The organism is Pseudomonas sp. (genome assembly GCF_050739775.1).
Taxonomy (GTDB): domain Bacteria; phylum Pseudomonadota; class Gammaproteobacteria; order Pseudomonadales; family Pseudomonadaceae; genus Aquipseudomonas.
In genome coordinates this window covers 15,939-40,794 of the sequence record NZ_JBOICA010000005.1, presented here as the reverse complement: position 1 = coordinate 40,794, position 24,856 = coordinate 15,939, and the positions used below count along the sequence as shown (strand labels likewise).

Below are 24,856 nucleotides of genomic sequence, written 5' to 3'. Positions count from 1 at the left end.
ACACATCGACGAGAGGAACACTTCCGTGGCACCGGAAACATTGATAGCATCCGGCCACTTTCTAGAGGTTCGAACCCTGCAAGGCGGGGTGTTTCGCCTGTCATCCAGCGGCCGGTGAAGCTATCAGTCGTAACTGATCAACGGTAGTCAGAACCTCGGTGCCATAACCAATACAGGGTTAACCTGAGTCCAGTTACTCAACAAGGATGTGCGAGATGAAACAGGGCGTGTTGTGGGTGGCGTTGCTGATGGCGAGTAGCCTGTGCCAGGCTGCGGCGCAGAGCGATCCGCTGCTTGACGGGGCAACCTCGACGGCCACTGAAATACGTGGGGTATTGCGGGCCCGCTCTCAGGCCGTGTTAGCCAGCGAGTTGGCCGGCCGGGTCGTGGAGATGCCGTATGCCGAAGGCCAGTCGTTCGCCAAGGGCGACGTATTGGTGCGTTTCGACTGTAGTGCGTATCAGGCCCAGCAGAATGCGGCCAATGCCTCGGTGCGTGCTGCCCGTGAAGAGTTGCGTAACAAGCAGCAACTGGCCGCGCTCAATTCGGTCGGGCGTTTCGAAGTGGCCCTGGCCGAGGCCCGCCAGGCCCAGTCCCAGGCCGAAGCCCAGGTGTACCAGGTGCAGGTCCAGCGTTGCCAGGTCAAGGCGCCTTTCGACGGGCAGGTGGTAGCACGCAAGGTCCAGGCCCATGAAAGTGTCGCCAGCGGTGCGCCGTTGCTGGAGATCGTCGACAACCGTTCCCTGGAAATCCACCTGCTGGTGCCCTCGCGCTGGTTGGGGCGGCTCAAGCCGGAGCAGACGTTCAGCTTCGTCCCCGATGAAACCGGCAAACCCCTCGATGCGGTGGTCAAGCGCCTGGGCGCACGTATTGATGAAGGCAGCCAGACCCTGTTGCTGATCGGCAGTCTGCCGGTCAGCAGCCCAGGCCTGCTGGCCGGGATGAGCGGTACCGCGCACTTCGCAGAACAGCAATGAACGCCCCCGTCCCCGGTGTGCTCGAGCAACTGTTGGCCCACTACCTTGGGCTGGAGCGTCAGGCTCGGGCCGCTGCCACTGTCGAGGCGCTGGCCTTCGGCATGGTCAACGATGGCCAGCCGCTGTTCGGCTACCGTCATGCCGCCTTGCTGATCGCCGGCAAGGTTCGGGCGCTTACCGGCATCAGTGTGGTTGAGCCGAATGCGCCGTTCGTGGCGTTCATCGAGCGTGCGGCCGGGCGCCTGGCGGCCAGCAAGCGCCTGGCCAGCGCCGGGACGGTGGCGCCCGAAGAGCTGGATGCCGCCAGCCGCGAGGACTGGCAGGCACTGTCGGCCGCCGAGGCGTTCTGGCTGCCGCTCAAGGATCGTCAGGGCGAAGTGTTCGGCGGCCTCTGGCTGGCCCGCGACACGCCCTGGAGCGAGGCCGAACAGGCGCTGCTGGCGCAGCTGGGCGATTGCTATAGCCATGCCTGGCGCGCCTTGCAGCCTGGCAAACCGTGGCGTCTGCGCTGGCCGGCACGTACCCGCTGGGCCCTGGCTGGCGCCGTGCTACTGTTGCTGCTGGTGCCGGTGCGCCAGTCGGTGCTGGCGCCGGCTGAAGTCGTGCCACGCAATGGGCAAGTGGTTGCGGCGCCGCTGGACGGGGTGATCGCCGAGTTCCTGGTCAAGCCCAACCAGAGCGTCACCGTCGGCCAGGTGTTGCTGCGGTTCGACGCCACCAGCCTCAAGGCCCAGGCCGACGTGGCCGAGCGTACCCTCGGGGTGGCCGAGGCCGAGCTCAAGGCCAATACTCAGCGGGCTTTCTCCGATGCCGAGTCTAGTGCCCGGCTTGACCTGCTGGCGGCCCGGGTCGAGCAGAAGCGCGCCGAACGCGACTATGCCCACGACCTGCTGGCGCGCACCGAGGTGCGTGCCGAGCGGGCGGGCATCGCGGTATTCGCCGACGCCCAGCGCTGGACCGGCAAACCGGTGCAAACCGGCGAGCGCCTGCTGGAAATCGCCGACCCGGCCCAGGCCGAGTTGCGTATCGAGCTGCCCGTGGCCGATGCCATCAGCCTGGAGCCGGGCGCCGAGGTAGGCCTGTTTCTCGACAGCGACCCGTTGCACCGCCATAGCGCGCAGCTGGAGCGGGCCGCCTATCAGGCCCAGAGCACGCCGGCCGGGCAGTTGGCCTATCGGCTGGACGCAAGCTTCAGCGCCGCGCCCCCGCGTATCGGCCTGCGCGGCACGGCCAAACTCTTCGGCCAGCGCGCCCCGTTGGCCTTGTACCTGTTGCGCCGGCCGTTGGCGGCGCTGCGCCAGGCGGTGGGCGTGTGAGCTTGCCAGCCCTGCGCCCGGACCTGCAGCTCTCGACCAGTGCGCCGGGGCTGGACGGGGCGCCACAGTGGACCCTGGCCGACCCGCTGCGCGGGCGCTATTTCAAGCTGGGCGCACCGGCCATGCGCCTGTTGCGGCACTGGGCCCTGGGCGATCCCCTGCGGGTGTTGGCAGCCGCCAATGCCGAGCCCGGGGTGCCGCTGTCGGCGGCTGCCGTGGAAGAGTTGCTGCGCTTCCTGCGTGGGCACGACCTGGTTGCGCCCGACGACGATGAACAACGCGCCGGCTACGCGGCCAAGGCGGTCAGCCAGCGCCAGGGGTTGTGGGCCCAGTTGTTGCACAAGTACCTGTTTTTCCGCATCCCGCTATGGCGCCCGGACGCCTTCCTCAATCGCACCTGGCCGTGGCTGGCGCGCTTCGGGCCCAGGCTGTTGCGTTACGGCCTGCCGCTGCTGCTGATGCTGGGGGTGTTCCTGGTGATGCGCGACTGGGAGCGCTTTCTCGCGACCTTTCCGCACCTGCTCAGCCTGGGCGGGGCGGTGGCCTTTGGCATCGCCCTGGGTTTCGCCAAGCTGTGTCACGAGTTCGGCCACGCCTACATGGCCAAGCGCGCCGGGTGCCGGGTGCCGAGCATGGGCCTGGCGTTCATGGTGCTGTTACCGATGCTCTACACCGACGTCAGCGATGCCTGGCGCGTGCAGGACCGCCGCAGCCGACTGCTGATCGGTGCCGGTGGCGTGCTTGCCGAACTGCTGTTGGCCTGTATCGCCCTGCTGGCCTGGTCATTGTTGCCGGACGGAGCAGGGCGCACGGCGGCGTTCATGCTCGCCAGCGCCACCTGGATCACCACCCTGGCGATCAACCTCAACCCGTTGATGCGCTTCGACGGCTATTTCCTGCTCAGCGACCTGTGGGCGGTCGACAACCTCCAGGGCCGTGCCTATTCCCTGTGTCGCTGGCATTTGCGTGAAGCCCTGTTCGGCTACGGCGAGCCAGCCCCCGAACCCTGGTCGGCCGGGATGCGTCGGCGCCTGCTGGTGTGGGGCTATGCCTCCTGGTTGTGGCGGGCAGTGCTGTTCTTCGGCATCGCCCTGGCGGTTTATCAGCTGTTCTTCAAGGTTTTGGGCATCTTCCTGATGCTGGTGGAGCTGGCCTGGTTCATCGGTTTGCCGATCTGGCGCGAATGGGCGCATTGGTGGCAACAACGCGAGCAGGCCCAACCGCGACGGGTGTTGTGGCTGGGACTGGGCCTGGTGGGGCTGCTGGTCGTGTTGCTGGTACCCTGGCGCAGTGACGTGGAGGTGCCGGCGATGCTCGAGTCGTCTCAGGTCACGGCCTTGCATGCCCCGACAGCCGCACGGATCAGCCAGGTGCTGGTACGGGATGGGCAGGCAGTGGCGAAGGACCAGTTGCTGATCACCCTGGAGTCACCGGACCTGGAGTCACGATCGCGCATCATGCGCCGCGAGATCGAGATTCTCCAACTGCAACTGCGGCGCCAAGCCGGGCGCAGCGAGACCGCCGGTGATAGCGGCATCCTGGAGCAGCGGCTGGCCGAGGCTGTTGCCGAGTACCGCGGGCTGGTAGCACGGCGCGAGCGATTGAACCTGCGTGCCCCTCACGCAGGTGTGGTCCGTGACCTGACACGCGATTTGCAGCCGGGGCGTTGGGTCGCGGCGCAGTTGCCGCTGGCCAGTGTGGTGGAACAGGGTATACGCCTGCGCGGCTACCTGCCCGAGGCCGAGTTATGGCGGGTGGCAGCGGGTGGTCGTGGGCATTTTGTCTCGGACGATCCGTTGCAGCGCTCGCGAGGTGTGCGCCTTGACGACATCGACACCACCGGCGTGGCATACATCGATCAGGAGGCCTTGATCTCGGAATACCAGGGTCCGATTGCGGTGCGCCGGGATCAGGATCAGCGAGCCCAGCCGTTGCAGGCGCAGTACGGTGTGCGGTTCGTTCTCGAAAGCGGCGCGCGAGGTGCGTTAATGCACCCGGAACGAGGGCTGGTGGTGCTCGACGGCGCTGGAGAGTCGCTTTTAGGATCTGCCTGGCGACGGATAGCCGCATTAGCTGTAAGGGAAAGTGGATTTTGATAGTGTAAATGTCTTACGAATGCGCTAATTTGATATCACTATGACCTCATAATGATGGCCTAGTGCTGCATTTTTGCCCCTCAACTTAATAATAATGCTGTTAGCAGGGATGCTGGAAAATGACCGTAGCCGGTTTGAGTTTTCGCGCGCTTGAGCAAGCCGACTTGCCGTTCCTGCTGCATTTGTATAGCAGCACCCGTGCCGATGAAATGAGCCACAGCGGCTGGCCCGCCGATGAAATCGCCGCGTTTCTGGCCATGCAGTTCAATGCCCAGCACCAGTACTACCAGGCGCATTACGCCGACGCTGAATTCTGGGTCATCGAAAAGGGTGGTCAGCCCATCGGACGTCTCTATCTGTTCTGGGGGCCTGCCACCCTGCACATCGTCGATATCGCCTTGCTGCCGGCCTTCTGTGGCCAGGGGCTCGGTACCGCACTGGTCGAGGACTTGCTGCGGCGCGCCGACGCACGCGGCCTGGCGTGTGAACTGTCTGTCGAATCCTACAACCCGGCGCAACGGCTCTACGCCCGTTTGGGCTTCGAGCACATTGGCGACTCAGGTGTATACCTGCGTTTGCGACGTGCTGCCGGTGCGCAGTCAACCCCGATTGCCGAGGCGCTATGAGCGAACACCAAGCGTATTCCATCCCCACCTGGGCTGAACTGGCTGAGGCCGACCCGAAGGCGTTCCTGATCTGGAACGGGCCTGATGAGTCTGTGCCGGTCGAGCGTATCGACCTGGCCGTGACGAAGGCGATGACCGCGCAGTATGAGTGCTTCAGTGTGATGTTTGCCCTCCCTCAGGGTATCCACCCCGCTCAAGGGGTCTACCCGTTGGGTGGGCCAGACGGGCAACGCTGGCTGCTGCTCATGAGCCCAGTGCTGTCGGAAGCGGACGGGCGTCATGTGCTTGAGGCCGTGATCCACCGCAAAATCCAGGCTTGATGGGGCTGGCCTCGGTCGAATCATTTTTACAACAACGCAACCCGAGGATGTGCCCGATGAGTGATCCCTTTGTTGGTGAAATCAAGATGTTTGTCGGCAACTTCGTTCCCCGTGGCTACGCCATGTGTAACGGGCAGACATTGCCACTTCTGCAGAACCCCGCGTTGTACGCGATTTTGGGCACTACCTTCGGCGGTAACGGTGTAGATACCGTAGGGTTGCCGGACTTTCGCGGTCGTACGCCGGTGGGTGTCGATAGTGACGGAGCGATGCTATCGACCACGCTGGGTCAGAAAAGAGGTGCTGCGGCAACGATGCTGATTAGCAGTAACCTACCTGCGCACAGCCACCCGCTCAATGTGGCGACCAGCGACGCTGAGGCTCACGTTGGTAGTCCGACAGCGTTTCTGGCCGGTGGCACGGACAAAGACGTCAACCCCATCAACCTCTATGGAGGTGTCATTACAACGAGCGCCCCGCTCACGCCGCTTGATGCTCGCAGCATTGGGTTGTCCCCCACAACACAACAAACGTCCGTATCGCTGCTCAATCCATCGTTGGGGATAAACATGATCATCGCCCTGGTAGGCGAATTCCCATCGCGTAGTTGATAAACCCGGCGCGAAGGCCTCTCCCGCGGGACGGGTCTTCGCTGCCACCAGTGTCCATTGCGAACAGGCAAGACCCAGCACAGCGGGAGGTGCAGCATGAAGTTCAGCAAACGGTCCAAGCGCAAGGCCCCATCGTTGCCGATCACCTCGGTCAATGGCGGCCAGGCACCGCTGTTGTTCGCATTGGAACCCCGGATCATGTTCGATGCTTCGGTTGGTGTAGTCGCTCAGGAAGCGACGCAAGAAACCGGAGCCGAGGCGGCAAAAGACAGCACGAGCGACGCTGCCGCGCGCGAATCGGCCCAGACGGCCGCGCCGGCGACCGCTGACGCAACGGCGAGCGCCGCCGGTGGACGCCGCGAGGTGGTGTTCATCGATGGCCAGGTCGGCAATCGCCAGCAATTGCTGGACGGCTTGCCGGCGGGCAGCGAAGTCGTGGTGCTGGACCCGAGCAAGGATGGCCTGCAACAGATGGCCGACTACCTGCGCGGGCGCGACGACCTGGATGCGATCCATGTGCTCTCACACGGCGCTTCGGGGTCTGTGCAACTGGGTGATGTCTGGCTCAACAGCGCCAACCTGGGCCAATACAGCCAGGCACTGCAGTCCATCGGCGAGGCCCTGAAGGCGGATGGCGACCTGATGCTCTATGGCTGCCAGGTGGGCAAGGACTCCACCGACCAGGCGTTTGTCGACCAGCTGGCGAGCCTGACCGGTGCCGACGTGGGGGCTTCTGTCGACGACACCGGCGCCGCCGTACTGGGCGGTGACTGGGTGCTCGAGCGGGCGACGGGAAGCCTTGAAACGGCATCCCTGGGCGATCGCCTGAGTCGCTACGATGGCTTATTGGCGAGTTCCTGGACCACCGGCGCCACGCCGCTGGATCCCATCACGGTGGGTTCGCGGGTGGTAGCCGGCGATTTCGACAATGATGGTGACGCCGACATTCTCTATCAGACCGGTGCCCCTGGTTCGCCCTGGAAGTTCGCGCGCAGCAATGGCGACGGTACGTTCACCTTGCAGACCCAGGCACAATCGCCGTTTGCCGGGTTGGGCCTGGCAAACCACAGCAGCGACAACTACTATGTCGGCGATTTCGATGGCGATGGCGACCGGGACGTCCTGGTGGGCGTCAACGGCACCACCGGCACGTTTCTGCGTAATGACAGCGGGGTCTTTACCAGCCAGTCGAGCGCTGCCTTCCCTGCACCGACAGCGGCCAACCGGATGACGGTCGGCGACTTCGATGGCGACGGCGATTCCGATATTCTCTATCAGACGGGAGGCAACGGCTCGGCGTGGCAGTACGCCCGAAGCAACGCTGATGGAACGTTCACGTTGCTTGCGCAGGCGCTGTCGCCCTTTGCCGGCGTGTCGCTTGTCGATCACGCCGGGACCAACTATCAGGTCGGTGACTTCGACGGCGACGGCGATCTCGACCTGCTGGGCAACCTGGTCAGTATCCCGGGCAACTTCTATCGTAACGACGGCGCAACCTTCAGCCTCCAGCCCTCCACGACATTCCCGCAGGCGCTGGGACCAGGGCGGATGGTAACCGGCGACTTCGACAGGGATGGCGACGCTGACATCCTCTACCAGACCGGTGGTAACGGCAGCGCTTTCAAGTATGCGCGTAGCAACGGTGATGGCACTTTCACCTTGTTCGATCAGGCCCAGTCGCCATTTGCCGGGGTGACGCTGCTCGATCATACCGGGACGTCCTACCGCGCCGCTGATTTCGACGGCGATGGCGCCGTCGACCTCTATGCCGGTCAGAACGGTACGGGTGGCAAGCTCTACCTGCAACGGTCGGTGCCGGACCTGGTCAGTACGACACCCGGCGACGACAGTACAAGCGTCTCCACCACTGCAAACATCGTGCTGACCTTCAGCGAAAGTGTTACCAAGGGCAGTGGCAACATTTACATCGTGCGCACCTCGGACAACACCGTTGTCGAGACCATCGCGGTGGGCAGTGCGCAGATTACCGGTTCCGGAACCACCTGGACGATCGACCCGTCGATCATCCTTGCCGCAGGCACCGGCTATGCCATCCGCATCGACAGCAACACCTTCGCCAACGTGAACGGGACGGGCTTCGCCGGTATCGGCGACAACACGACGCTGAACTTCACGACCGTCAGCAATGTTACACCGGTCGTTGGCGGTCTGGGTGGTGACTCGGTCACGTACGTCGAAGGCGGCAGCCCCGTGCTGATCGATGCGGGTAGCAATGCCAGCGTGACGGACAGCGATTCGAGCGACTTCAACGGTGGCAATGTCACGGTTTCGATCATCACCAACGGCGTCGCAGGCGAGGATGTGCTCAGCGTGCGCAACCAGGGCACGGGCGCTGGCCAGATCGGCGTATCGGGCGGCAACATCACCTATGCCGGCGTGACCATCGGCACCTTTGCCGGCGGTAGCGGGGGCAGCAACCTGGTCATCAGCCTCAACGCCCTCGCGACGCCTGCCATCGTTGAAGCGCTGCTGCGCAACCTGACCTACAGCAACAGCAATACCGGCGACATTGCCAGCGCCAGCCGTACCGTGCGCGTCACCGTCAACGATGGCGACGGCGGTACCAGCAGCAATGCCGACATCAGCGTCGCCATCACCGCGATCAACGACGCGCCGACGCTGGTGGCGACGCCGGTCAACCTGACCTTCACCGAGAACGGTGCGTCGGTAGACCTGTTCAGTGGCGTCACCGTCGGTACGCTAGAGGCCGGGCAGAATATCGACCAGTTGATCTTCACGGTCAGCAACCTGGGCAATGGCAGCGACGAACAGCTGTTTGTCGACGGTACCTTCATTACCCTGTTCCACGGCACGACCGGCACCACCGCCAGCAATGGCATGACCTACCTGGTGGACATTACCGGCACCACCGCCACCGTTACTCTGAGCAAGTTGGGCGGTATCACCGCGTCGGCTACCCAGAACCTGGTCGACGGCATGGGCTACCGCAACAGCAGCCAGGCCCCGGACACCACCAGCCGGGTGGTGACCTTGACCAGCATCCGCGACACCGGCGGCACCAGCAATGGCGGTGTCGACACCCAGGTGCTGTCGATCGCCAGCACGGTGACAGTGGTGGCGGTCAACGATGCGCCGACGCTGTCTGGCGGGCCGTACGTATTGCCGGGCACCGACGAGAACACGACGCGCTCCGGCGTGCTGGTATCGACCATCCTGGCCGGGCTGACCCACGCGGATGCGGATACCGGTGCGTTGTCCGGAATCGCCCTGACCGCCATTACCGGCAACGGCACTTGGCAATACTCCACTGACGGCACTACCTGGAACGGTGTCGGCGCGGTCGCGGGCAATGCCTCCTTGCTGCTGTCGAGCAGCAGCTACCTGCGCTATGTACCCGACCAGGGCAATGGCGAGAACGTCAGCCTGTCGTTCCGTGCCTGGGACCGGACCAGTGGCACGGCTTCGACCAACGGTACCCGCAATACCGCCGACACCAGCAGCAACGGTGGCAGCCTCACGTTCTCCACCAACATCGCCCAGGCCACGCTGAGCGTCACCGCACTCAACGATGCACCGGTGCTGACACCGGCCGCGCCGTCGCTCACGCCGTTGACCGACGGTGCGATCAACAACAGCGGGCAGACGGTTGCCAGTGTGGTCGGCGCCAGCATCGGCGATGTGGACAGCGGCGCGCTGCAGGGCATTGCCATCAGCGGGCTCACCAGCGGCAACGGCACCTGGCAGTACAGCCTCGACGGCACCACCTGGAACGCCATCGGTAGCGTGGCGGCCAACAGCGCGCTGCTGTTGCGGGCTACCGACAAAGTACGTTTCGTCCCGGACGGCGCCAATGGCACCACGGCCACCCTGACCTACAAGGCCTGGGACCAGTCGGGCCTGACGGCCGGGCAGCAGGGGAGCAAGGTGGACACCGCCTTGTCCGGCGGCACCGGCGCCTTCTCGACAGCCAGCGACACGGCCAGCGTGACGGTCACCGCAGTCAACGATGCCCCGGAGGTCACCACCAGTGGCGGCACCACGGCGTTCAGCGAAGGCAACAATGTCGCCTCCACCCCGGTGGTCATCGATAGCGGGCTGACCCTGGCGGATTCCGACAACGTCACCCTGGCCAGCGCCACGGTGAGCATCACCGGCAACCTGCAGACCGCTGAAGACCGTCTGGCCTTCACCAACAACCCGGCGACCATGGGCAATATCAGCGGCAGCTATAACGCCGCCACCGGCGAGCTGACCCTGACCTCGGCAGGTGGCACGGCCACGCTGACGCAATGGCAGGCGGCCCTGCGCTCGGTGACCTACACCAACCTGTCCGACGCGCCAAGCACCGCTACCCGTACGGTCAGCTTCCAGATCAACGACGGCAACCTGGACAGTACCGTGGCGACCAAGGCCGTCAGCGTCACGGCGATCAATGACACGCCGCAGGTCACGGCACCGGCGACCCTTGCGGTCAGCGAAGACACGGCTACCGCTGTCACCGGCATCAGCTTCAGCGATGTCGATTCAAGCATGGCCACGGTAACCCTTACGGTCGGTTCCGGCACCTTGTCGGCCACCAGTGGCGGCGGGGTAGTGGTCGGCGGTACGGGCTCGGCACGCACGCTGACCGGCACTATCGCCAATATCAACGCCTTCATTGCCGGCAGTAACCTGAGCTTCACCACCGCCAGCAACGCCACCGTCAATGTGACCCTGACGGTGAGTATCGACACCGCCAGCAGCGCCAATGCCTCGACCACCACGACCTTGCAGGTCACGGCGGTCAACGACGCGCCGAGTATTACCGCGCCAGGCAGCATCGCCGTGAACGAGGACCAGCCTGGCACCCTGACCGGCATCAGCTTTACCGACGTGGACGCTGGCGGCAGCGCGGTCACGGTCGTCCTTTCGGTGCCCAGTGGCAGCCTGAGCGCGACCAGCGGCAGCGGTGTCACGGTGAGCGGATCCGGTACCGGCAGCCTGACCCTGGTGGGCAGCCTGGCCAATATCAATACCTTCATCGCCGCCAGCCAGGTGAACTTCGTGACCGCCGCCAACGCGGTCGGCAACGTCACCCTGACGGTGTCCATTGACGACGGTGGCAACACCGGCGTCGACCCCGGCAACTCCGGTACCGGTAGCTCCGAGGCGAGCAGTACCACGCTGACCTTGGCCGTGACGGCGATCAACGATGCGCCGCTCAACTCGGTACCCGGTACCCAGTCCTTCGCCCAGGACTCCGTGCTGGTGTTCAATGCCGGCAACGGCAACCTGATCAGCATCAGTGACGTGGATGCCGGCGGCAGTGCGCTGCAGGTAACGCTGACGGCCAGCAACGGCCTGATTACGCTCTCCGGGATTGCCGGCCTGATCTTCACCAGCGGTGACGGATCGGCCGATGCGACGATGGTCTTCAGCGGTAGTCTGGCCAGCATCAACGCGGCGCTCAATGGCCTGAGCTTTACCCCGACACCGGGCTTCAACGGCCTGGCGTCATTGCAGATCATCACCAACGACCAGGGCTTGGGCGGCAGCGGCGGCGCGCAGATCGACACGGACACCATCAACCTGACCGTGAACCCGCTCAGCCCACTGGTGAGCAACGTCCAGGTCAGCAACCCGAATGGCGGCTACAAGATCGGTGACGTCATCAGCGTGACCGTCACCTTCGACCAAACGGTTTTCGTTGATACCAGCGGCGGTGCGCCGAGCCTGTTGCTGGAAACCGGTCTGACCGATCGCCTGGCGTCCTATGCTTCGGGGTCTGGCACCAATACCCTGACGTTCAGTTATGTGGTCCAGGCCGGCGACCTGAGCGCCGACCTGGATTACACCTCCAGCGGCGCGCTGACACTCAACGGCGCGACGATCAAGAGCGTGCACAGCGACGATGCAGTGCTGACCCTGCCAACCGTGGGTGGGGTCAACTCCATCGCCGGCCAGGACAATATCGTCATCGATGGCGTAGTGCCGACGGTCACCAGTGTCGGCGTGCCGGCCAATGGCAGCTATGTTGCCGGGCAGAACCTGGATTTCACCGTCAATTTCAGCGAGAACATGCTGGTCGACACCAGCGGCGGCACGCCACGCCTGGCGATCACCCTGGATACCGGCGGCACGGTCTATGCCAACTACCTGTCGGGTTCCGGTACCGGCGCCCTGGTATTCCGCCTGACCGTCGCCAGCGGGCAGATGGACAGCAACGGCATCAGCATTGCCGGCAGCATCGATCCAAACGGTGGCGCGCTGCGCGATGCTGTCGGCAACGATGCTGTTACCACGCTCAACAACGTCGCCAGTACCGCTTCTGTACGGGTGGATGCCATCGCCCCGACCGTAGTGACGGTCGATGTGCCGGCCAACGGTCTCTACAACGCCGGTGACGTGATGAACTTCACGCTCAATGCCAGTGAAACGGTGCTGGTCGATACCGGTGCCGGTACGCCCCGACTGGTCCTGGATATCGGCGGGGTGAGCCGCTACGCCACCTACGTTTCCGGTTCCGGTAGCGGCGTGCTGGTATTCCAGTACACGGTGCAGGCGGGTGACAACGATGGCGACGGCATTGCGCTCACTGGCGCCCTGGACCTCAATGGCGTTGCCGTGCGCGATGCCGCCGGCAACGCCCTGAACCTGGCGCTCAACGGCCAGGCCGGCACTGCCTCGGTGCTGGTCGATACCCGTGCGCCGCTGGCCAGCGGCATCGTTCGTGTCGATGCCAACCCGGCCACGAGCGACAGCGTGCGTTATACCGTGACCTTCGACGAGAAGGTGAGCGGTGTGGATGTGTCGGACTTCAGCCTGCTGTTCACCGGCACGGTCTCGGGCAGCATTGCCAGTGTCATCGCTGTCGACGCTCACACCTACACCGTGCTGGTCACGGGGCTGAGCGGCATCGGCAGCCTGCGTCTGGACCTCAATAACAGCGGTACCGGGATTGCCGATGCCGCCGGCAACGCCATCGATGGTGGTCTGGTCGGCAGCGCCTACTCCATAGACCGGGTCGCTCCACAGGTGACCGCAGTGGATGTACCGGCCAACGGTACCTATGTGGCGGGGCAGGTGCTGGACTTCACGGTGCACCTGGATGAAGCCGTGCTGGTGGATACCGGCAATGGTGTGCCACGTCTGGAGGTTGCCCTGGATACTGGCGGTATCGTGTATGCCGACTATGTTTCCGGCTCTGGTACGACGGCGCTGGTGTTCCGCCTGACCGTTGTCACTGGGCAACTGGACAGCAACGGCATCACCCTGGGTGGTGCCCTCGCGCTCAATGGCGGTACGCTGCGTGACACCACCGGCAACGATGTTGTTACCACGCTCAACAACGTCGTCAGCACGGCATCCGTGCTGATCGATGCCCAGGCACCCCGGGGCAGCACCTTCGTCCTTGACGGTGCTTCGCCGACGTCGGAAAAAAACCTGAGCTTCACGTTGACGTTCGACGAAGCGGTCAGGGGGGTGGGCCTGAACGATTTCAGCATCCTGGCCAGCGGTACCGCTAGCGGTACTCTGCTGTCGGTGGAACAACTCGATGCACGGACCTACCGCATCAGTGTCACCAATGTCAGTGGCCAGGGCGCGTTGGGCGTAAGGCTCAATGCCCAGGGCAGTGGCGTCCAGGACATGGCCGGCAACGCGTTGGCGAGTTCACTGGAGAGTCTGGCCTATAGCCTGCGTTCGCAGGATGTCGGTGATCTGGAATATCGCACCAGTCCGCCTGTCGCCGCCGCTAGCTTGTCGCCGCAGCTCCCGCAGCCCCAGGCGCCGACCACACCCGTGGACACATCTATATCGCCGTTGCTGCCTGGCTCGTTGTTCGAGGTGCGCACGCCGGGCGGCGGTCTGCGACCACTGGGCGAAGTCTTCATCGAAAACGGTGTCAGTGCACCGAGTTTCATTGCCCAGGTCTTTACCAGCAGTGATCGCGGCAACCTTGGGCAGGGGCAAGGCGCTTCCGGGTTTGCCGGGGGAGAGAACGCGGTATTTGGCAGCAGCACCTTTGCCAGCCTGTTCTCCAGGGCACAACCACAGGATCTGTTGGCGTTGGATGTCTTCGACGGCAAACAATGGCATAGCACAGACCCGGCCCAGGGGATACGTGCGACATTCGGTGCCGCATCACTTGGGCAGCAACTACAGGACATCAAGGACGCCGAACAGCGTCCAGTACGCGAATTGGCCATGGCCCTGGCGCAGCCGATAGAGATCGGCAACCGGACCTGAAACGCCAGCAATCACTTTTAGATCGAGCCGTACCAGGGGGCGGCCCAAGGATGAAGCAAAGCCAGAAACTGTTCGCTGCCAGCTTGCTGGCATTGGCCATCAGCGGTTGTGCGGTGACCAGCCAACCCATCGACCGGGGTGTCAGCGAAGAGCGCGCGCGCAGCGATCTTGTCAGCATGTTCAAGGATCAGGAACCACTCAGCGCTCCGCTGACCCTGCACCAGGCCATGGCCCGGGCGGTGAAGTACAACCTTGAAGCGCGTCTGAAAGTCAGGGAGGAAGCCCTGGCCAAGCGCCAGGTCGACCTGGCGAGTTTCGACATGCTGCCGCGCATGGCGCTGGAAGCGGGCTATGCCGGGCGTAACAACGTCAGCGCCTCCAGCAGCCAGAGCGTCGAGACCGGCACCCAGTCCCTGGAACCATCGACTTCCCAGGACCGCGACCGTGAAGTGGCCGATCTGACCATGGTCTGGAACGTCCTCGATTTTGGTGTCAGCTATGTCAGCGCCAAACAGCAGGCCGACCAGCGCCTGATCCTTCAGGAACGTCGGCGCAAGGTCATTCATACCATCACCCAGGATGTGCGTTCGGCCTACTGGCGCGCGGTGGCGGCGCAGCGCCTGCTGGCCCAGATCGACAGCCTCATGGGGCGCATTGCCGAGGCGCGGGACAACAGCCAGCATATGAGCGCGCAGCGCCTGGGCGATCCGGTGCAGGTGCTCAGCTACCAGCGTGCGCTGATCGAGGCTACCCGCCAGCTGGAAGAGCAGCGTCGGGCCTTGTCCCTGGCCAAGACCGAACTGGCGGCGCTGATCAACCTGCCTTTGAACACCGACTTCAGCCTGGCGCCGGACGAGGGCTATGCGGTGCCGCAGTTCAAGGCCGATTTCACCCAGCTTGAACAGCAAGCCCTGGCCAGCCGGCCGGAACTGCGCGAGCAGGACTATCAGGCACGGATCAGCGCAGCGGAAACCCGCAAGGCGATGCTGCGCCTGCTGCCGGGCCTGGAATTCTCCGCAGGCGGGCATTACGATAGCAACTCCTTCCTGGTCAACCAGAGCTGGGCGGACTACGGCGTCAAGGTGACCTGGAACCTGTTCAACGTGCTGTCGGCACCGACGGCGATCAAGGTCGCCAAGGCCGGTGAGGACGTGGCGGCGGCGCGGCGCCAGGCGATGTCCATGGCGGTGCTGGCGCAGTTGTACGTGGCCAATGCCAACTTCAACGAGGCGACCCGGCAGTTCCGTACCAGCGAAGAGCTGGCGACGTTGGACGGGCAGATCGCCGAGCAGTTGCGCAACCGTTACCAGACGCAGAACATCGGTGAGCTGGAGTTGATCCAGGGGGAGCTGAACAACCTGCAGACCCAGCTCAAGCGTGATCTGTCCTATGCCGAGTTGCGCAACGCCTACGCGCAGCTGTTTGTCAGCTCAGGGACCGATCTGCTGCCAGATACCCTGGCGGACGACAAACTCGAGACCATTGCGCTAGCGCTACAAAACAGTGAATCAAGCTGGAACCGCTGAAGTCCGAGCGAGCCTCATCGCAAGGCCGGTTCTCTGGAACCGGCTGCTCCTGCGGTGCTTTCAGGTGAGGGGGGATGCGAAGTGAAATCGCCGGCGGCTAACGCTTGAGCGGTGCAACGGGTTGCCTCGTCACCCCGATGTCTGCCGCTCACGCTTGCGTAGTGCCGTCACCGTCTCGCCACCCACGCCCCAATTGTCGGTAGGCACTTCCTCGATCACCACGAAGGTCGAGGCCGGTGGTTTGTTCAGTACTCGAAACAACAGCTCGGTAGCCCCCTCGATCAGCTCGCGCTTTTGCTCGGCGCTGACGCCTTCCTGGGTCACCTGGATATGAACATAAGGCATGACTGCTTTCCTCCAATTGATTACCAGACGCCGGTGGCCGCACCACCATCCACGGCAATGACGGTCCCGGTGACGAAACCTGAGTCGCTCAGGTAAAGCACGGCGTCGACCACATCCTGGGGTGTACCGGTCTGTCCGGTCGGGGCCAGGGCCTTGAGCGCAGCGCGGACCTGCGGGTCATCGCCATGCAGTGGGGTGTCGATGATCCCCGGGGCCACGGCATTGACCTGTACCTGTGCAGGCGCCAGTTCCAGCGCCAGGGCACGTACCGCCTGGTTCAAACCACCCTTGATCAGCACCGGCAGCAGCGCTGGCACCTTGCTGTTCGGTTGCAGGGCGATGGAGGCGGTGATGGCGATGATATGCCCGGCGCCATTGTGTGCCATATGCTGCGCGGCGGCCTGGGCCGGATAGACGAAACCCTTGAGGTTGGTGTCGACGATGGCCTCGATGTCGGCAGGCGTGTAGTCGGTCACAGGCTTGGCGATAAAAATACCGGCATTGTTGACCAGGACGTCGACCTTGCCAAAGGCTTCAATGGCCTGGGCGAACAGCTTGTGGGCGGTTTCTGGCTGGGCGATGTCGCCTTCCACCAGGAGGAAGTTTGCCGGATTGCCCAGCTTGGCCGCAGCTTCCTGCAGGCGTGCCAGGGTCCGGGCATTGCCCACTACGTTGTCGCCGCGTTCAAGGTAGGCTTTGGCGATGGCAAAACCCAGGCCGCTCGAAGCGCCGGTTACGATGATGGTCTTGGTGGTAGGCATGATTAACGTCTCCAGTGGGCCGGACGAAGGATCCGACAGGTGCAGCAGACTTTAATTGGCAATCAGCTCTTGAAAAATGGTGTGTATGGAACTTGAATAGATACTCCATGTAATCAATTGGCGTGTCATGACCCGGATTTTCGATGATCTTCAACTGGGCAGTATCGAGCTGTTCTGCCTGGCGGCTGAAACCAGCAGTTTCACCGGCGCTGCAACCCAGGCCGGGATCACTCCGGCGGCGGTGAGCCGCTCGGTAGCGCGTCTGGAAGAACGGCTGGGCGTGCGTTTGTTCGTGCGCACCACCCGCCAGATGCGCCTTACCGAAGGTGGGCGTCGTTACTACGAGCAATGCCGCCAGGCGCTGACGCAACTGGTCGATGCCGAGCGCGAGGCCACCGGCTCGCAGGTGGTGCCGTCCGGTTTACTGCGCATCAGTATGCCCACGCCTTACGCCCACTACCGCTTGTTGCCGCGACTGCCGCTGTTTCGCCAGCGCTATCCGCAGGTGCGTCTCGACGTACATGTCAGCAACCGCAACATCGACTTTGCCGAAGAAGGCTATGACCTGGCGATCCGCGGGCGCGAACCTGCCGACTCGAACCTGATCGCCCGCCGCCTGGAGGATGCCGAGCTGGTGGTGGTGGCAACACCTGACTATTTGCGGCGTGCAGGGACGCCTGGATCACCACGGGAGCTGCGCGACCACGAGTGCATCCAGTTCGAGCTACCTAGCAGCGGACGCGCCAGTACCTGGTCTTTTCGCCTCGAAGGCAACCCGATAGAAGTGCAGACCTCAGGCAGCTACACCTGCCTGGAGGACTTCCTGGCAACGGTCACCCTGGTGAAAAGCGGTGCCGGGCTGATGCAAGCCTATCGCTTCACCGTGCAGCAGGAGCTCGACAGTGGGCAATTGGTGGAGGTGCTTGGTGACTTTGGCGGCACTTCCCGGCCGTTCATGCTCATCTACCCCTATGCCCGGTATGTACCGTCGAGGGTCAGGGCAATGATTGATTTTCTACTGCATACCGACGACATGCTCATCACAGGCCCCAGCCATGGACCGGCAAGCCTGCTTTAATGAACCAGACCCTCCTTGCCCCTGACTCATTCTCAAGAGCATGCGCCTATGGAACGTCTCACCGCCAAAGACTTCGCCCCTGAACTGCTCGAACTCTACGACTACTACGCCCATGGCCGGATCAACCGTCGCGAGTTCCTTGACCGGGCGGCGGCCTTCACCCTGGCCGGGATGACGGCCAGTGCCTTGTTGGCCTGCTTGAGTCCAAATTACGCGCTGGCCGAGCAAGTGGCGTTTACCGATCCGGATATTCTCGCCGAGTATGTCAATTACCCTTCGCCCAAAGGTCATGGCCAGGTCCGCGGCTACCTGGTGCGCCCGGCCAAGCGCCAGGGCAAGGTGCCTGGGGTTGTGGTGGTACATGAGAACCGCGGCTTGAATCCCTACATCGAAGACGTCGCACGGCGCCTGGCCAAGGCCGGATTCATTGCCCTGGCGCCCGACGGCCTGAGCTCGGTGGGCGGCTACCCCGGCAACGACGACAAGGGGCGCGAGCTGCAGGCCACGGTAGACCCGGAAAAGCTCATGAACGATTTCTTCGCCGCTATCGAGTGGTTGATGGGCAACGACGCCAGCACCGGCAAGGTCGGTATCACCGGCTTTTGCTACGGCGGCGGTGGCGTATCCGGAATTGGGCGCTGCGGTGCCTTTTTATGGGCGTCAGACCGATGCCAAGGATGTACCGAAGATCAAGGCGCCCTTGCTGTTGCATTACGGCGAGCTGGACACCCGCATCAACGAGGGTTGGCCAGCCTATGAGCAGGCGTTGAAGGCGGCAGGCAAGAACTTTGAGGCCTATTTCTACCCCGGGGCCAATCACGGCTTCCACAACGACTCCACCCCGCGGTACGACGAAGCGGCGGCGAACCTTGCCTGGGAGCGGACCCTGGCCTGGTTCCGACGTTACCTGACATAGCGCGGACGGGTACACATCCGGATACAGTCGATCTTTTGCCAAGCCCTCATCGATCTGCTGGCATGTGCGCTTCAAACAGTAAGCCACGTCAGGAGACAGGCGATGAGAACCATGGTGGTAGGTGCCAGCAAAGGGTTGGGCAAGGCCTTGATCGAGGGATTGGGGGAGGCTGGCGATACCCTGGTCGGGGTGTCGCGCAGCAGGCCTGAAGGACTCGCCGCTCAACCCGGTGTGCAGGTTGAATGGGTTGCCGCCGATCTGATGCATCCCCGGCAAGCCGCCCAGCAACTGGAGCAGGCTGTGGCCAAGCAGGGGCTGGACACGTTGATCTATAACCTGGGAATCTGGGAAGAACGTGCCTTCGCCCCTTCGTACGACTTTCTCGAGGATGGCGATGGGCAGATCGAAGCCATTGTCAGCTGTAACATCACCGCGACCCTTCTGCTGATCAAGCGCCTGCTGCCGACCCTGCTGCAAAGTGCCCGACCGCGCATCATCCTCACCGGGTCGACTTCGGGCCTTACCCAGAGCGGGCGTCCGGAGGTCACCTTCGGCGCTTCCAAGTTCGCCTTGCGCGGTATTGCCGATGCCCTGTCGTCGGCCAGTTTTGTCAGAGAGCTGACGTTGCCTGCGATACTGGATGGGCGTTTCTGACCGGGACATCTGCATTGGCTTCATCGCGGTCGCAACCCCGGTAACCACTGATCTGCACCGGCGCTCCCCAGTGCACGAAGGGCTATCATGAATGGTTGCAATACAACCATCGAGCAGGCCCTAACCACCTAAAGCAGTCATCCCGTGGCGTTGGGCCCGCTCGCCGCCCCCCATTTCCGGGAGACTCCACCATGAAAATCGTCGTGATCGGTGGTACTGGCCTGATTGGTACGCAGCTGTGCGCGACCTTACGAGCGAAGGGGCACAAGGTGCTGGCCGCGTCGCGGCAAACCGGCGTCAATGCCTTGACCGGTGAAGGCCTGGAGCAGGCGCTGGAGGGTGCTGGTGTGGTCGTTGATGTGGCCAGCTCGCCGTCATTTGAAGACGCTGCTGTGTTGTCGTTCTTCGAAACCTGCGGACGCAACCTGTTTGCCGCCGAAAAAGCCAGCGGCGTGAGGCATCACATCGCGCTCTCGGTGGTGGGCACCGAGCGCATGCAGGAAAGCGGGTACTTTCGCGCCAAGATGGCCCAGGAGGGCCTGATCAAACAATCGGGTGTGCCCTATACCATCTTGCGGGCCACGCAGTTTTTCGAGTTCATCGGTGCCATTGCTTACTCCGGCGCCGACGGCAACCGTGTGTGCCTGAGCACCGCCGCGTTGCAACCGGTGGCCTCGGCCGATGTCGCCCAGGCGCTGGCCGATCTTGTCGAGCAGGCCCCGGCCAACCGCACCATCGAAGTCGCCGGTCCCGAACGCAAGCCGTTGGTGGAGTTCGTGCGCAGCTATCTGCAGCACCACCAGGACTCCCGTGAAGTAATCGCCGACCCTCAAGCCACCTACTTTGGCGCACTGATCAATGACTGCTCGCTGACCCCCGATGCCGATGCCCGGGTTGGTACCATCCGCTACCAGACGTGGTTGGAAAACACACCTGTGCAACGCTGACACAGCAAATCGGCGAAGGTTGTCGTGTTTCTGCTCAAGGATGCCAACACGCCGGCGCAAGCTTGCATCCTTGATGCCGTCCAGCGATCAGGACAGGAAACCGCCATCCACATTCAGCGCCACGCCGGTGGTGTAGCTCGATGCGTCACTGGCCAGGTACAGCACTGCACCGGCCATCTCTTTCGGATCGGCGACGCGCTTGAGTGGGATCTGCTGCAGCGCAGTGTTGAGAATGGCGTCGTTCTTGACCAGCGCCGAGGCAAATTTGGTGTCGGTCAGGCCCGGCAGCAGGGCATTGCAGCGAATGCCGAAGGGCGCGCATTCCTTGGCGAAGACCTTGGTCATGTTGATCACCGCCGCCTTGGTCACCGAGTAGATGCCCTGGAAGATCCCTGGTGATACACCGTTGATTGAGGCCACGTTGATGATGCTGCCGCCGCCGTTCTCACGCATCAGCTTGCCGGCCTCGACCGACATGAAGAAGTAGCCGCGGATGTTCACATCGACGGTTTTCTGGAAGGCCCCAAGGTCGGTGTCCAGCACATTGCAGAATTGCGGGTTGGTCGCGGCGTTGTTGACCAGGATATCCAGGCGGCCGAACTGTTCGCGGATGGCGGCGAACACTGCACCGATCTGCTCCATTTCGCCGATATGGCAGGCAATCGCCGTGGCTTTGCCGCCAGCGGCGACGATGGCGTCGGCGACTTGCTGGCAACCGTCGAGTTTGCGGCTCGAGACGATCACATGGGCGCCTTGCTGGGCCAGCAGGTGGGCAATGGCTTCGCCGATGCCGCGGCTGGCACCGGAAACAAATGCGATCTTGCCGTCGAGGTCGAACAGTTGGGTTTTGGACATGGTCTTTTCCTTGTTGTAGGCGTCAGAGGCTGGACTTGGCGATGACCTGCAGGCTCATGTGCTCCAGCAGCGTGTTCATGTGGATGAACTGGGCGAAGCGCTTGTCCTGGGTCTGGCCGTGGAAGAAGCGGTAGTAGATCTGCTGGACGATCCCGGCCAGACGGAACAGACCATAGGTGTAGTAGAAGTCGTAGTTGTCGATCTTGATCCCGGCGCGCTGGGCATAGTAGTCGACAAACTGCTGGCGGCTGAGCATGCCCGGGGCATTGCTCGGCTGACGCCGCATCAGTTGCACCGGCGCCGGGTCACTGGCTTCGATCCAGTAGGCCAGGGTGTTGCCCAGGTCCATCAGCGGATCGCCGATAGTGGTCATCTCCCAGTCAAGCACACCAATGATGCGCATGGGGTTTTCAGCATCGAGGATGACGTTGTCGAAGCGGTAGTCGTTGTGCACGATGGCAGGCTTGGGGTGATCGGCCGGCATCTTCTCGCGCAGCCAGGCGATGACCTTTTCCCATCGCGGGGCATCCGCGGTCAAGGCCTTTTCATAGCGGCTGCTCCAGCCTTCGATCTGGCGTTGTACGTAACCTTCAGGCTTGCCCAGGTCGCCCAGGCCACAGGCGTTGTAGTCGACCTGGTGCAGTTCGACCATGCGCTCAATGAAGCTCTTGCACAGCGCCTCGGTGCGTTCGGCATCCAGGCCCAGCGCCGGTGGCAGCTCCGAGCGCAGGATGATGCCCTTGACCCGGTCCATGACATAGAACTCCCCGCCAATCAGCGCCTCGTCGGTGCAATGCACGTAGGCCTTGGGGCAGTAGGGGAAGCCGCTGTTGAGCTGATTGAGAATGCGGAACTCACGGCCCATGTCGTGCGCCGATTTGGCTTTGTGCCCGAATGGCGGGCGGCGCAGGACGAACTCGCGCTCCGGGTACTGCACCAGGTAGGTCAGGTTGGAGGCGCCGCCGGGGAACTGGCTGATCTGAGGTATGCCAGTAAGGCCGGCAATGTGTGCCTTCAGGTAAGGGTCGATGACAGCGGCATCGAGTTCTTCGCCGGGGCGGACCTGGGTGGACTGGTCGGTGAGCGTCATACTTTTCCCTTATGATTGAAGCCAGAGATTATTGGCTAATCTAATTCTCGCGCCACACCCGGACAAGTCTGGCGCAGCCTTATAGGCCAGCGTGTTGCTGGTCGATCAACGCCCCTGATAGCGGGAGCAAAAACTCCAGGCGAAAAAAAACCGAAGCCGTTCAAGGCTTCGGTTTTGCGTGGCATCAGCGCAGGGCTCAGGCCGGGAACAGCTCGCTCAACTTCATCGACAGCATCATGTCGCCCTCGACGCGCAGCTTGCCGCCCATGAAGGCCTGCATGCCATCGGTTTCGCCGCTGACGATACCTTTGAGGGTTTCGCTGTCCAGCACCAGGGTGCAGTTGGCGTCAGCGTTTTCGCCTTCCTGGATTTCGCAGGTGCCATCCTTGACGATCAGGGCGTAGTGCTTGTCTTCGTCAGTGATGTTGAAACCGAAGACCAGGTCCAGACCGGCAGCAGCGGCAGGGTTGAACTTGGCTTTCATCGCTTCGACGGCTTTTGCTACTTCGCTCATGGTGTGTTCCTTATTAAGTGATTACGGCGACCGGTGAAGGCCGCCACGGGCCGGGACTCAACGATAAGTGATGAGCTCCGGCACCTTCAGCAGCTGCACATGGGCTTGGCTGTTGAAGGAAGCCAGGGTCACCTCGCGGCCACGAAACTTCAGTTGGCTGAGCGAGGTGTTGATGATCTGCCAGTTCAGCTCGAAAGCCTGGCTGGCAGTGATACGGGTAACCAGGTGGAGCAGGGCGGAGATGGTGCCACCTGAGGTAAAAATCGCAATGTTGTCGCCGCTGGCTGCCTGTTGCAGGACGCGCTGCAGGCCATCCTCGACGCGCTGGACAAAACCTTGCCAGGACTCACAGCCTTCGCAGACATGTTCGCCGCCGTGCCAGCGTTGAACCAGCAGGGCGAACAGGCGCTGGAACTCGCTGCGATTCTGCGCACCGTTGCGCAGGATGTGCAGGGCTTCAGGCTCGTCTGGCAACAAACCGGGCAACAGGCCACGGATAACCGCATCGGCATCGAATTCGTTGAAGGCAACATCGGTTTCCAGCGACGGCACCTGGCCACCGGCGTTGTACATGGCCATCAGGGCCAGGCGCGCGGTGTCTTGCTGGCGGCGCAGGTCACCGGCCAGGCAGCGATCCAGGCGTATGCCCAGCTGGGCCAGGTGTTCGCCGAGCGCTTCGCTCTGGCGGATGCCCACAGGCGAGAGGACGTCGTAGTCGTCTGCACCAAATGAGGCCTGGCCATGTCGAATCAGGTAGATGCTGCCCACGTCGTGCGCCTGCGGTAAGAATGAAGCCGAGGTTAGGTCGCCTCCGGCAGGCTGTCAACGAAAAAACATACAAGCGTTTGAAAAGAGCGTTTGAACTGCATTGCTGGACATTTCCTACGCTGGCAGGGGCAAGGCCGCGTCGGTATGCTTGACTATCGGTTCGCGCCGTTCGGGCGCCGGCATGTTAAGGAGTTACTGTGGAGTTTCTTGCAGAGTACGCAAGCTTTCTCGCCAAGACCGCGACCCTGGTGATCGCGATTCTGGTTGTCCTCTCGGCGATTGCGGGGTTGCGTGGCAAAGGTCGGCGTAAAGCTGGCGGGCAGTTGCAGGTCGACAAGCTCAACGAGTTCTACAAGGACTTGCGCGAGCGTCTGGAAAGCAGCCTGCTGGACAAAGCCCAGCTCAAGGCCCTGCGCAAGCAGCAGGCCAAGGCACAAAAGCAGCAAAAGAAAACGCCTGACGACAAGCCTCGGGTCTTCGTACTCGATTTTGACGGCGACATCAGGGCTTCGGCTACCGAGAGCCTGCGTCACGAGATCACCGCGGTGCTGAGCCTGGCCACGCCGCGTGACGAAGTGGTGCTGCGCCTGGAAAGCGGCGGTGGCATGGTCCACAGCTACGGGCTGGCGTCATCGCAGCTGGCACGTATCCGTCAGGCCGGCATTCCGCTGACCGTGTGCATTGACAAGGTCGCTGCCAGCGGCGGCTACATGATGGCCTGCATCGGCAACAAGATCGTCAGTGCCCCTTTTGCCATCCTCGGCTCGATAGGCGTGGTGGCGCAGTTGCCGAACGTCAACCGCCTGCTGAAAAAGCATGACGTCGATTTCGAAGTGTTCACCGCGGGTGAGTACAAACGAACCGTGACCATATTCGGCGAAAACACCGAGAAGGGCCGGGAGAAGTTCCAGGAAGACCTCGACGTCACCCACCAGTTGTTCAAGGACTTCGTCTCGCGGTATCGCCCGCAGCTGCATATCGACGATGTCGCCACCGGTGAGGTGTGGTTGGGTGTCGCCGCGTTGAACAAGCATCTGGTCGACGAACTCAAGACCAGTGACGAGTACCTGTGTGACCGGGCGCGTGAATCGAACCTGTATCACTTGCACTATGCAGAACGTAAGAGCTTGCAGGAGCGGGTAGGGCTGGCCGCCAGTACTACGATCGAAAAGACCTTGCTGGGGCTATGGAGCAAGCTGGGGCAGTGGAGGCATTGACATAGATCGCGGGGCAAATCCGCTCCCACAA

General features: G+C 62.8%; 18 protein-coding genes and 1 pseudogene. 13 read left to right on the top strand and 6 right to left on the bottom strand.

What is annotated here, in order from left to right; translation table 11 throughout:
* Positions 1-215: 215 nt before the first annotated feature.
* From ACRESH_RS04285 to ACRESH_RS04250, 8 genes are all read left to right on the top strand, one after another.
* Positions 216-977, top strand: a complete 762-nt coding sequence (locus ACRESH_RS04285) for an efflux RND transporter periplasmic adaptor subunit (RefSeq protein ID WP_431740784.1) — start codon at positions 216-218, stop codon at positions 975-977.
* Positions 974-2,293, top strand: coding sequence for an efflux RND transporter periplasmic adaptor subunit (locus ACRESH_RS04280; protein ID WP_431740783.1), 1,320 nt, complete (start codon positions 974-976; stop codon positions 2,291-2,293). The genes ACRESH_RS04285 and ACRESH_RS04280 overlap by 4 nt, the downstream gene beginning before the upstream one ends.
* Positions 2,290-4,389 carry an HlyD family efflux transporter periplasmic adaptor subunit gene (locus tag ACRESH_RS04275; protein ID WP_431740782.1) on the top strand — a complete coding sequence of 700 codons (2,100 nt, stop codon included), beginning with the start codon at positions 2,290-2,292 and terminating at the stop codon, positions 4,387-4,389. The genes ACRESH_RS04280 and ACRESH_RS04275 overlap by 4 nt, the downstream gene beginning before the upstream one ends.
* A 119-nt stretch (positions 4,390-4,508) precedes the next feature.
* On the top strand, positions 4,509-5,015 hold the full coding sequence (locus tag ACRESH_RS04270) for a GNAT family N-acetyltransferase (RefSeq protein WP_431740781.1): 507 nt from the start codon (positions 4,509-4,511) through the stop codon (positions 5,013-5,015).
* Positions 5,012-5,335, top strand: a complete 324-nt coding sequence (locus tag ACRESH_RS04265) for a DUF6916 family protein (RefSeq protein WP_431740780.1) — start codon at positions 5,012-5,014, stop codon at positions 5,333-5,335. The genes ACRESH_RS04270 and ACRESH_RS04265 overlap by 4 nt, the downstream gene beginning before the upstream one ends.
* Positions 5,336-5,391: 56 nt before the next feature.
* Positions 5,392-5,946 carry a phage tail protein gene (locus tag ACRESH_RS04260; RefSeq protein ID WP_431740779.1) on the top strand — a complete coding sequence of 185 codons (555 nt, stop codon included), beginning with the start codon at positions 5,392-5,394 and terminating at the stop codon, positions 5,944-5,946.
* 96 nt (positions 5,947-6,042) lie between these two features.
* Entirely contained in the window at positions 6,043-14,154 is an 8,112-nt protein-coding gene (locus ACRESH_RS04255) for a DUF4347 domain-containing protein (RefSeq protein WP_431740778.1), read from the top strand.
* A gap of 50 nt (positions 14,155-14,204) precedes the next feature.
* Entirely contained in the window at positions 14,205-15,680 is a 1,476-nt protein-coding gene (locus ACRESH_RS04250; RefSeq protein WP_431740777.1) for a TolC family protein, read from the top strand.
* Between the two features lie 129 nt (positions 15,681-15,809).
* Here ACRESH_RS04250 and ACRESH_RS04245 read toward each other — a convergent pair whose 3' ends face one another.
* Together ACRESH_RS04245 and ACRESH_RS04240 are read right to left on the bottom strand one after the other, a co-directional pair.
* Positions 15,810-16,025, bottom strand: a complete 216-nt coding sequence (locus ACRESH_RS04245) for a tautomerase family protein (RefSeq protein ID WP_431740776.1) — start codon at positions 16,023-16,025, stop codon at positions 15,810-15,812.
* A 20-nt stretch (positions 16,026-16,045) separates the two neighbouring features.
* Positions 16,046-16,786: an SDR family NAD(P)-dependent oxidoreductase gene (locus tag ACRESH_RS04240; protein ID WP_431740775.1), complete on the bottom strand. Its 741-nt coding sequence runs from the start codon at positions 16,784-16,786 to the stop codon at positions 16,046-16,048.
* A gap of 127 nt (positions 16,787-16,913) precedes the next feature.
* Here ACRESH_RS04240 and ACRESH_RS04235 point away from each other — a divergent pair, with 127 nt between their 5' ends.
* The 4 genes and pseudogenes from ACRESH_RS04235 to ACRESH_RS04220 all read left to right on the top strand — a co-directional run bounded on the left by ACRESH_RS04235 (position 16,914) and on the right by ACRESH_RS04220 (position 20,381).
* Positions 16,914-17,864: a LysR family transcriptional regulator gene (locus tag ACRESH_RS04235; protein ID WP_431740774.1), complete on the top strand. Its 951-nt coding sequence runs from the start codon at positions 16,914-16,916 to the stop codon at positions 17,862-17,864.
* Positions 17,865-17,912: 48 nt separating this feature from the next.
* Positions 17,913-18,780 (top strand): annotated as a pseudogene (gene yghX / locus ACRESH_RS04230) (YghX family hydrolase).
* Positions 18,781-18,882: 102 nt separating this feature from the next.
* The gene (locus tag ACRESH_RS04225) at positions 18,883-19,434 is read left to right on the top strand and encodes an SDR family NAD(P)-dependent oxidoreductase (protein WP_431740773.1); all 552 of its coding nucleotides are present in this window, start codon (positions 18,883-18,885) and stop codon (positions 19,432-19,434) included.
* A 191-nt stretch (positions 19,435-19,625) separates the two neighbouring features.
* Positions 19,626-20,381: an SDR family oxidoreductase gene (locus ACRESH_RS04220; RefSeq protein ID WP_431740772.1), complete on the top strand. Its 756-nt coding sequence runs from the start codon at positions 19,626-19,628 to the stop codon at positions 20,379-20,381.
* Between the two features lie 87 nt (positions 20,382-20,468).
* Here the strand turns inward: ACRESH_RS04220 and ACRESH_RS04215 are convergent, their stop codons facing one another.
* From ACRESH_RS04215 to ACRESH_RS04200, 4 genes are all read right to left on the bottom strand, one after another.
* The gene (locus ACRESH_RS04215) at positions 20,469-21,236 is read right to left on the bottom strand and encodes an SDR family oxidoreductase (protein ID WP_431740771.1); all 768 of its coding nucleotides are present in this window, start codon (positions 21,234-21,236) and stop codon (positions 20,469-20,471) included.
* Positions 21,237-21,258: 22 nt separating this feature from the next.
* Entirely contained in the window at positions 21,259-22,326 is a 1,068-nt protein-coding gene (locus tag ACRESH_RS04210; RefSeq protein ID WP_431740770.1) for a phosphotransferase family protein, read from the bottom strand.
* A 196-nt stretch (positions 22,327-22,522) separates the two neighbouring features.
* Positions 22,523-22,840, bottom strand: coding sequence for an SCP2 sterol-binding domain-containing protein (locus ACRESH_RS04205; RefSeq protein WP_400172988.1), 318 nt, complete (start codon positions 22,838-22,840; stop codon positions 22,523-22,525).
* Between the two features lie 57 nt (positions 22,841-22,897).
* Positions 22,898-23,608: a histidine phosphatase family protein gene (locus ACRESH_RS04200; protein WP_431740769.1), complete on the bottom strand. Its 711-nt coding sequence runs from the start codon at positions 23,606-23,608 to the stop codon at positions 22,898-22,900.
* Positions 23,609-23,805: 197 nt separating this feature from the next.
* Here ACRESH_RS04200 and sohB point away from each other — a divergent pair, with 197 nt between their 5' ends.
* Positions 23,806-24,825 carry a protease SohB gene (gene sohB / locus ACRESH_RS04195; RefSeq protein ID WP_431740768.1) on the top strand — a complete coding sequence of 340 codons (1,020 nt, stop codon included), beginning with the start codon at positions 23,806-23,808 and terminating at the stop codon, positions 24,823-24,825.
* Positions 24,826-24,856: the final 31 nt, after the last annotated feature.

What these genes read in the sequence shown, in the direction of transcription:
- ACRESH_RS04285 (WP_431740784.1), top strand. Translation starts at nt 216, where the DNA reads ATGAAACAGGGCGTGTTGTGGGTGGCGTTGCTGATGGCGAGTAGCCTG.
- ACRESH_RS04280 (WP_431740783.1), top strand. Translation starts at nt 974, where the DNA reads ATGAACGCCCCCGTCCCCGGTGTGCTCGAGCAACTGTTGGCCCACTAC.
- ACRESH_RS04270 (WP_431740781.1), top strand. Translation starts at nt 4,509, where the DNA reads ATGACCGTAGCCGGTTTGAGTTTTCGCGCGCTTGAGCAAGCCGACTTG.
- ACRESH_RS04265 (WP_431740780.1), top strand. Translation starts at nt 5,012, where the DNA reads ATGAGCGAACACCAAGCGTATTCCATCCCCACCTGGGCTGAACTGGCT.
- ACRESH_RS04260 (WP_431740779.1), top strand. Translation starts at nt 5,392, where the DNA reads ATGAGTGATCCCTTTGTTGGTGAAATCAAGATGTTTGTCGGCAACTTC.
- ACRESH_RS04255 (WP_431740778.1), top strand. Translation starts at nt 6,043, where the DNA reads ATGAAGTTCAGCAAACGGTCCAAGCGCAAGGCCCCATCGTTGCCGATC.
- ACRESH_RS04250 (WP_431740777.1), top strand. Translation starts at nt 14,205, where the DNA reads ATGAAGCAAAGCCAGAAACTGTTCGCTGCCAGCTTGCTGGCATTGGCC.
- ACRESH_RS04245 (WP_431740776.1), bottom strand. Translation starts at nt 16,025, where the DNA reads ATGCCTTATGTTCATATCCAGGTGACCCAGGAAGGCGTCAGCGCCGAG.
- ACRESH_RS04240 (WP_431740775.1), bottom strand. Translation starts at nt 16,786, where the DNA reads ATGCCTACCACCAAGACCATCATCGTAACCGGCGCTTCGAGCGGCCTG.
- ACRESH_RS04235 (WP_431740774.1), top strand. Translation starts at nt 16,914, where the DNA reads ATGACCCGGATTTTCGATGATCTTCAACTGGGCAGTATCGAGCTGTTC.
- ACRESH_RS04225 (WP_431740773.1), top strand. Translation starts at nt 18,883, where the DNA reads ATGAGAACCATGGTGGTAGGTGCCAGCAAAGGGTTGGGCAAGGCCTTG.
- ACRESH_RS04220 (WP_431740772.1), top strand. Translation starts at nt 19,626, where the DNA reads ATGAAAATCGTCGTGATCGGTGGTACTGGCCTGATTGGTACGCAGCTG.
- ACRESH_RS04215 (WP_431740771.1), bottom strand. Translation starts at nt 21,236, where the DNA reads ATGTCCAAAACCCAACTGTTCGACCTCGACGGCAAGATCGCATTTGTT.
- ACRESH_RS04210 (WP_431740770.1), bottom strand. Translation starts at nt 22,326, where the DNA reads ATGACGCTCACCGACCAGTCCACCCAGGTCCGCCCCGGCGAAGAACTC.
- ACRESH_RS04205 (WP_400172988.1), bottom strand. Translation starts at nt 22,840, where the DNA reads ATGAGCGAAGTAGCAAAAGCCGTCGAAGCGATGAAAGCCAAGTTCAAC.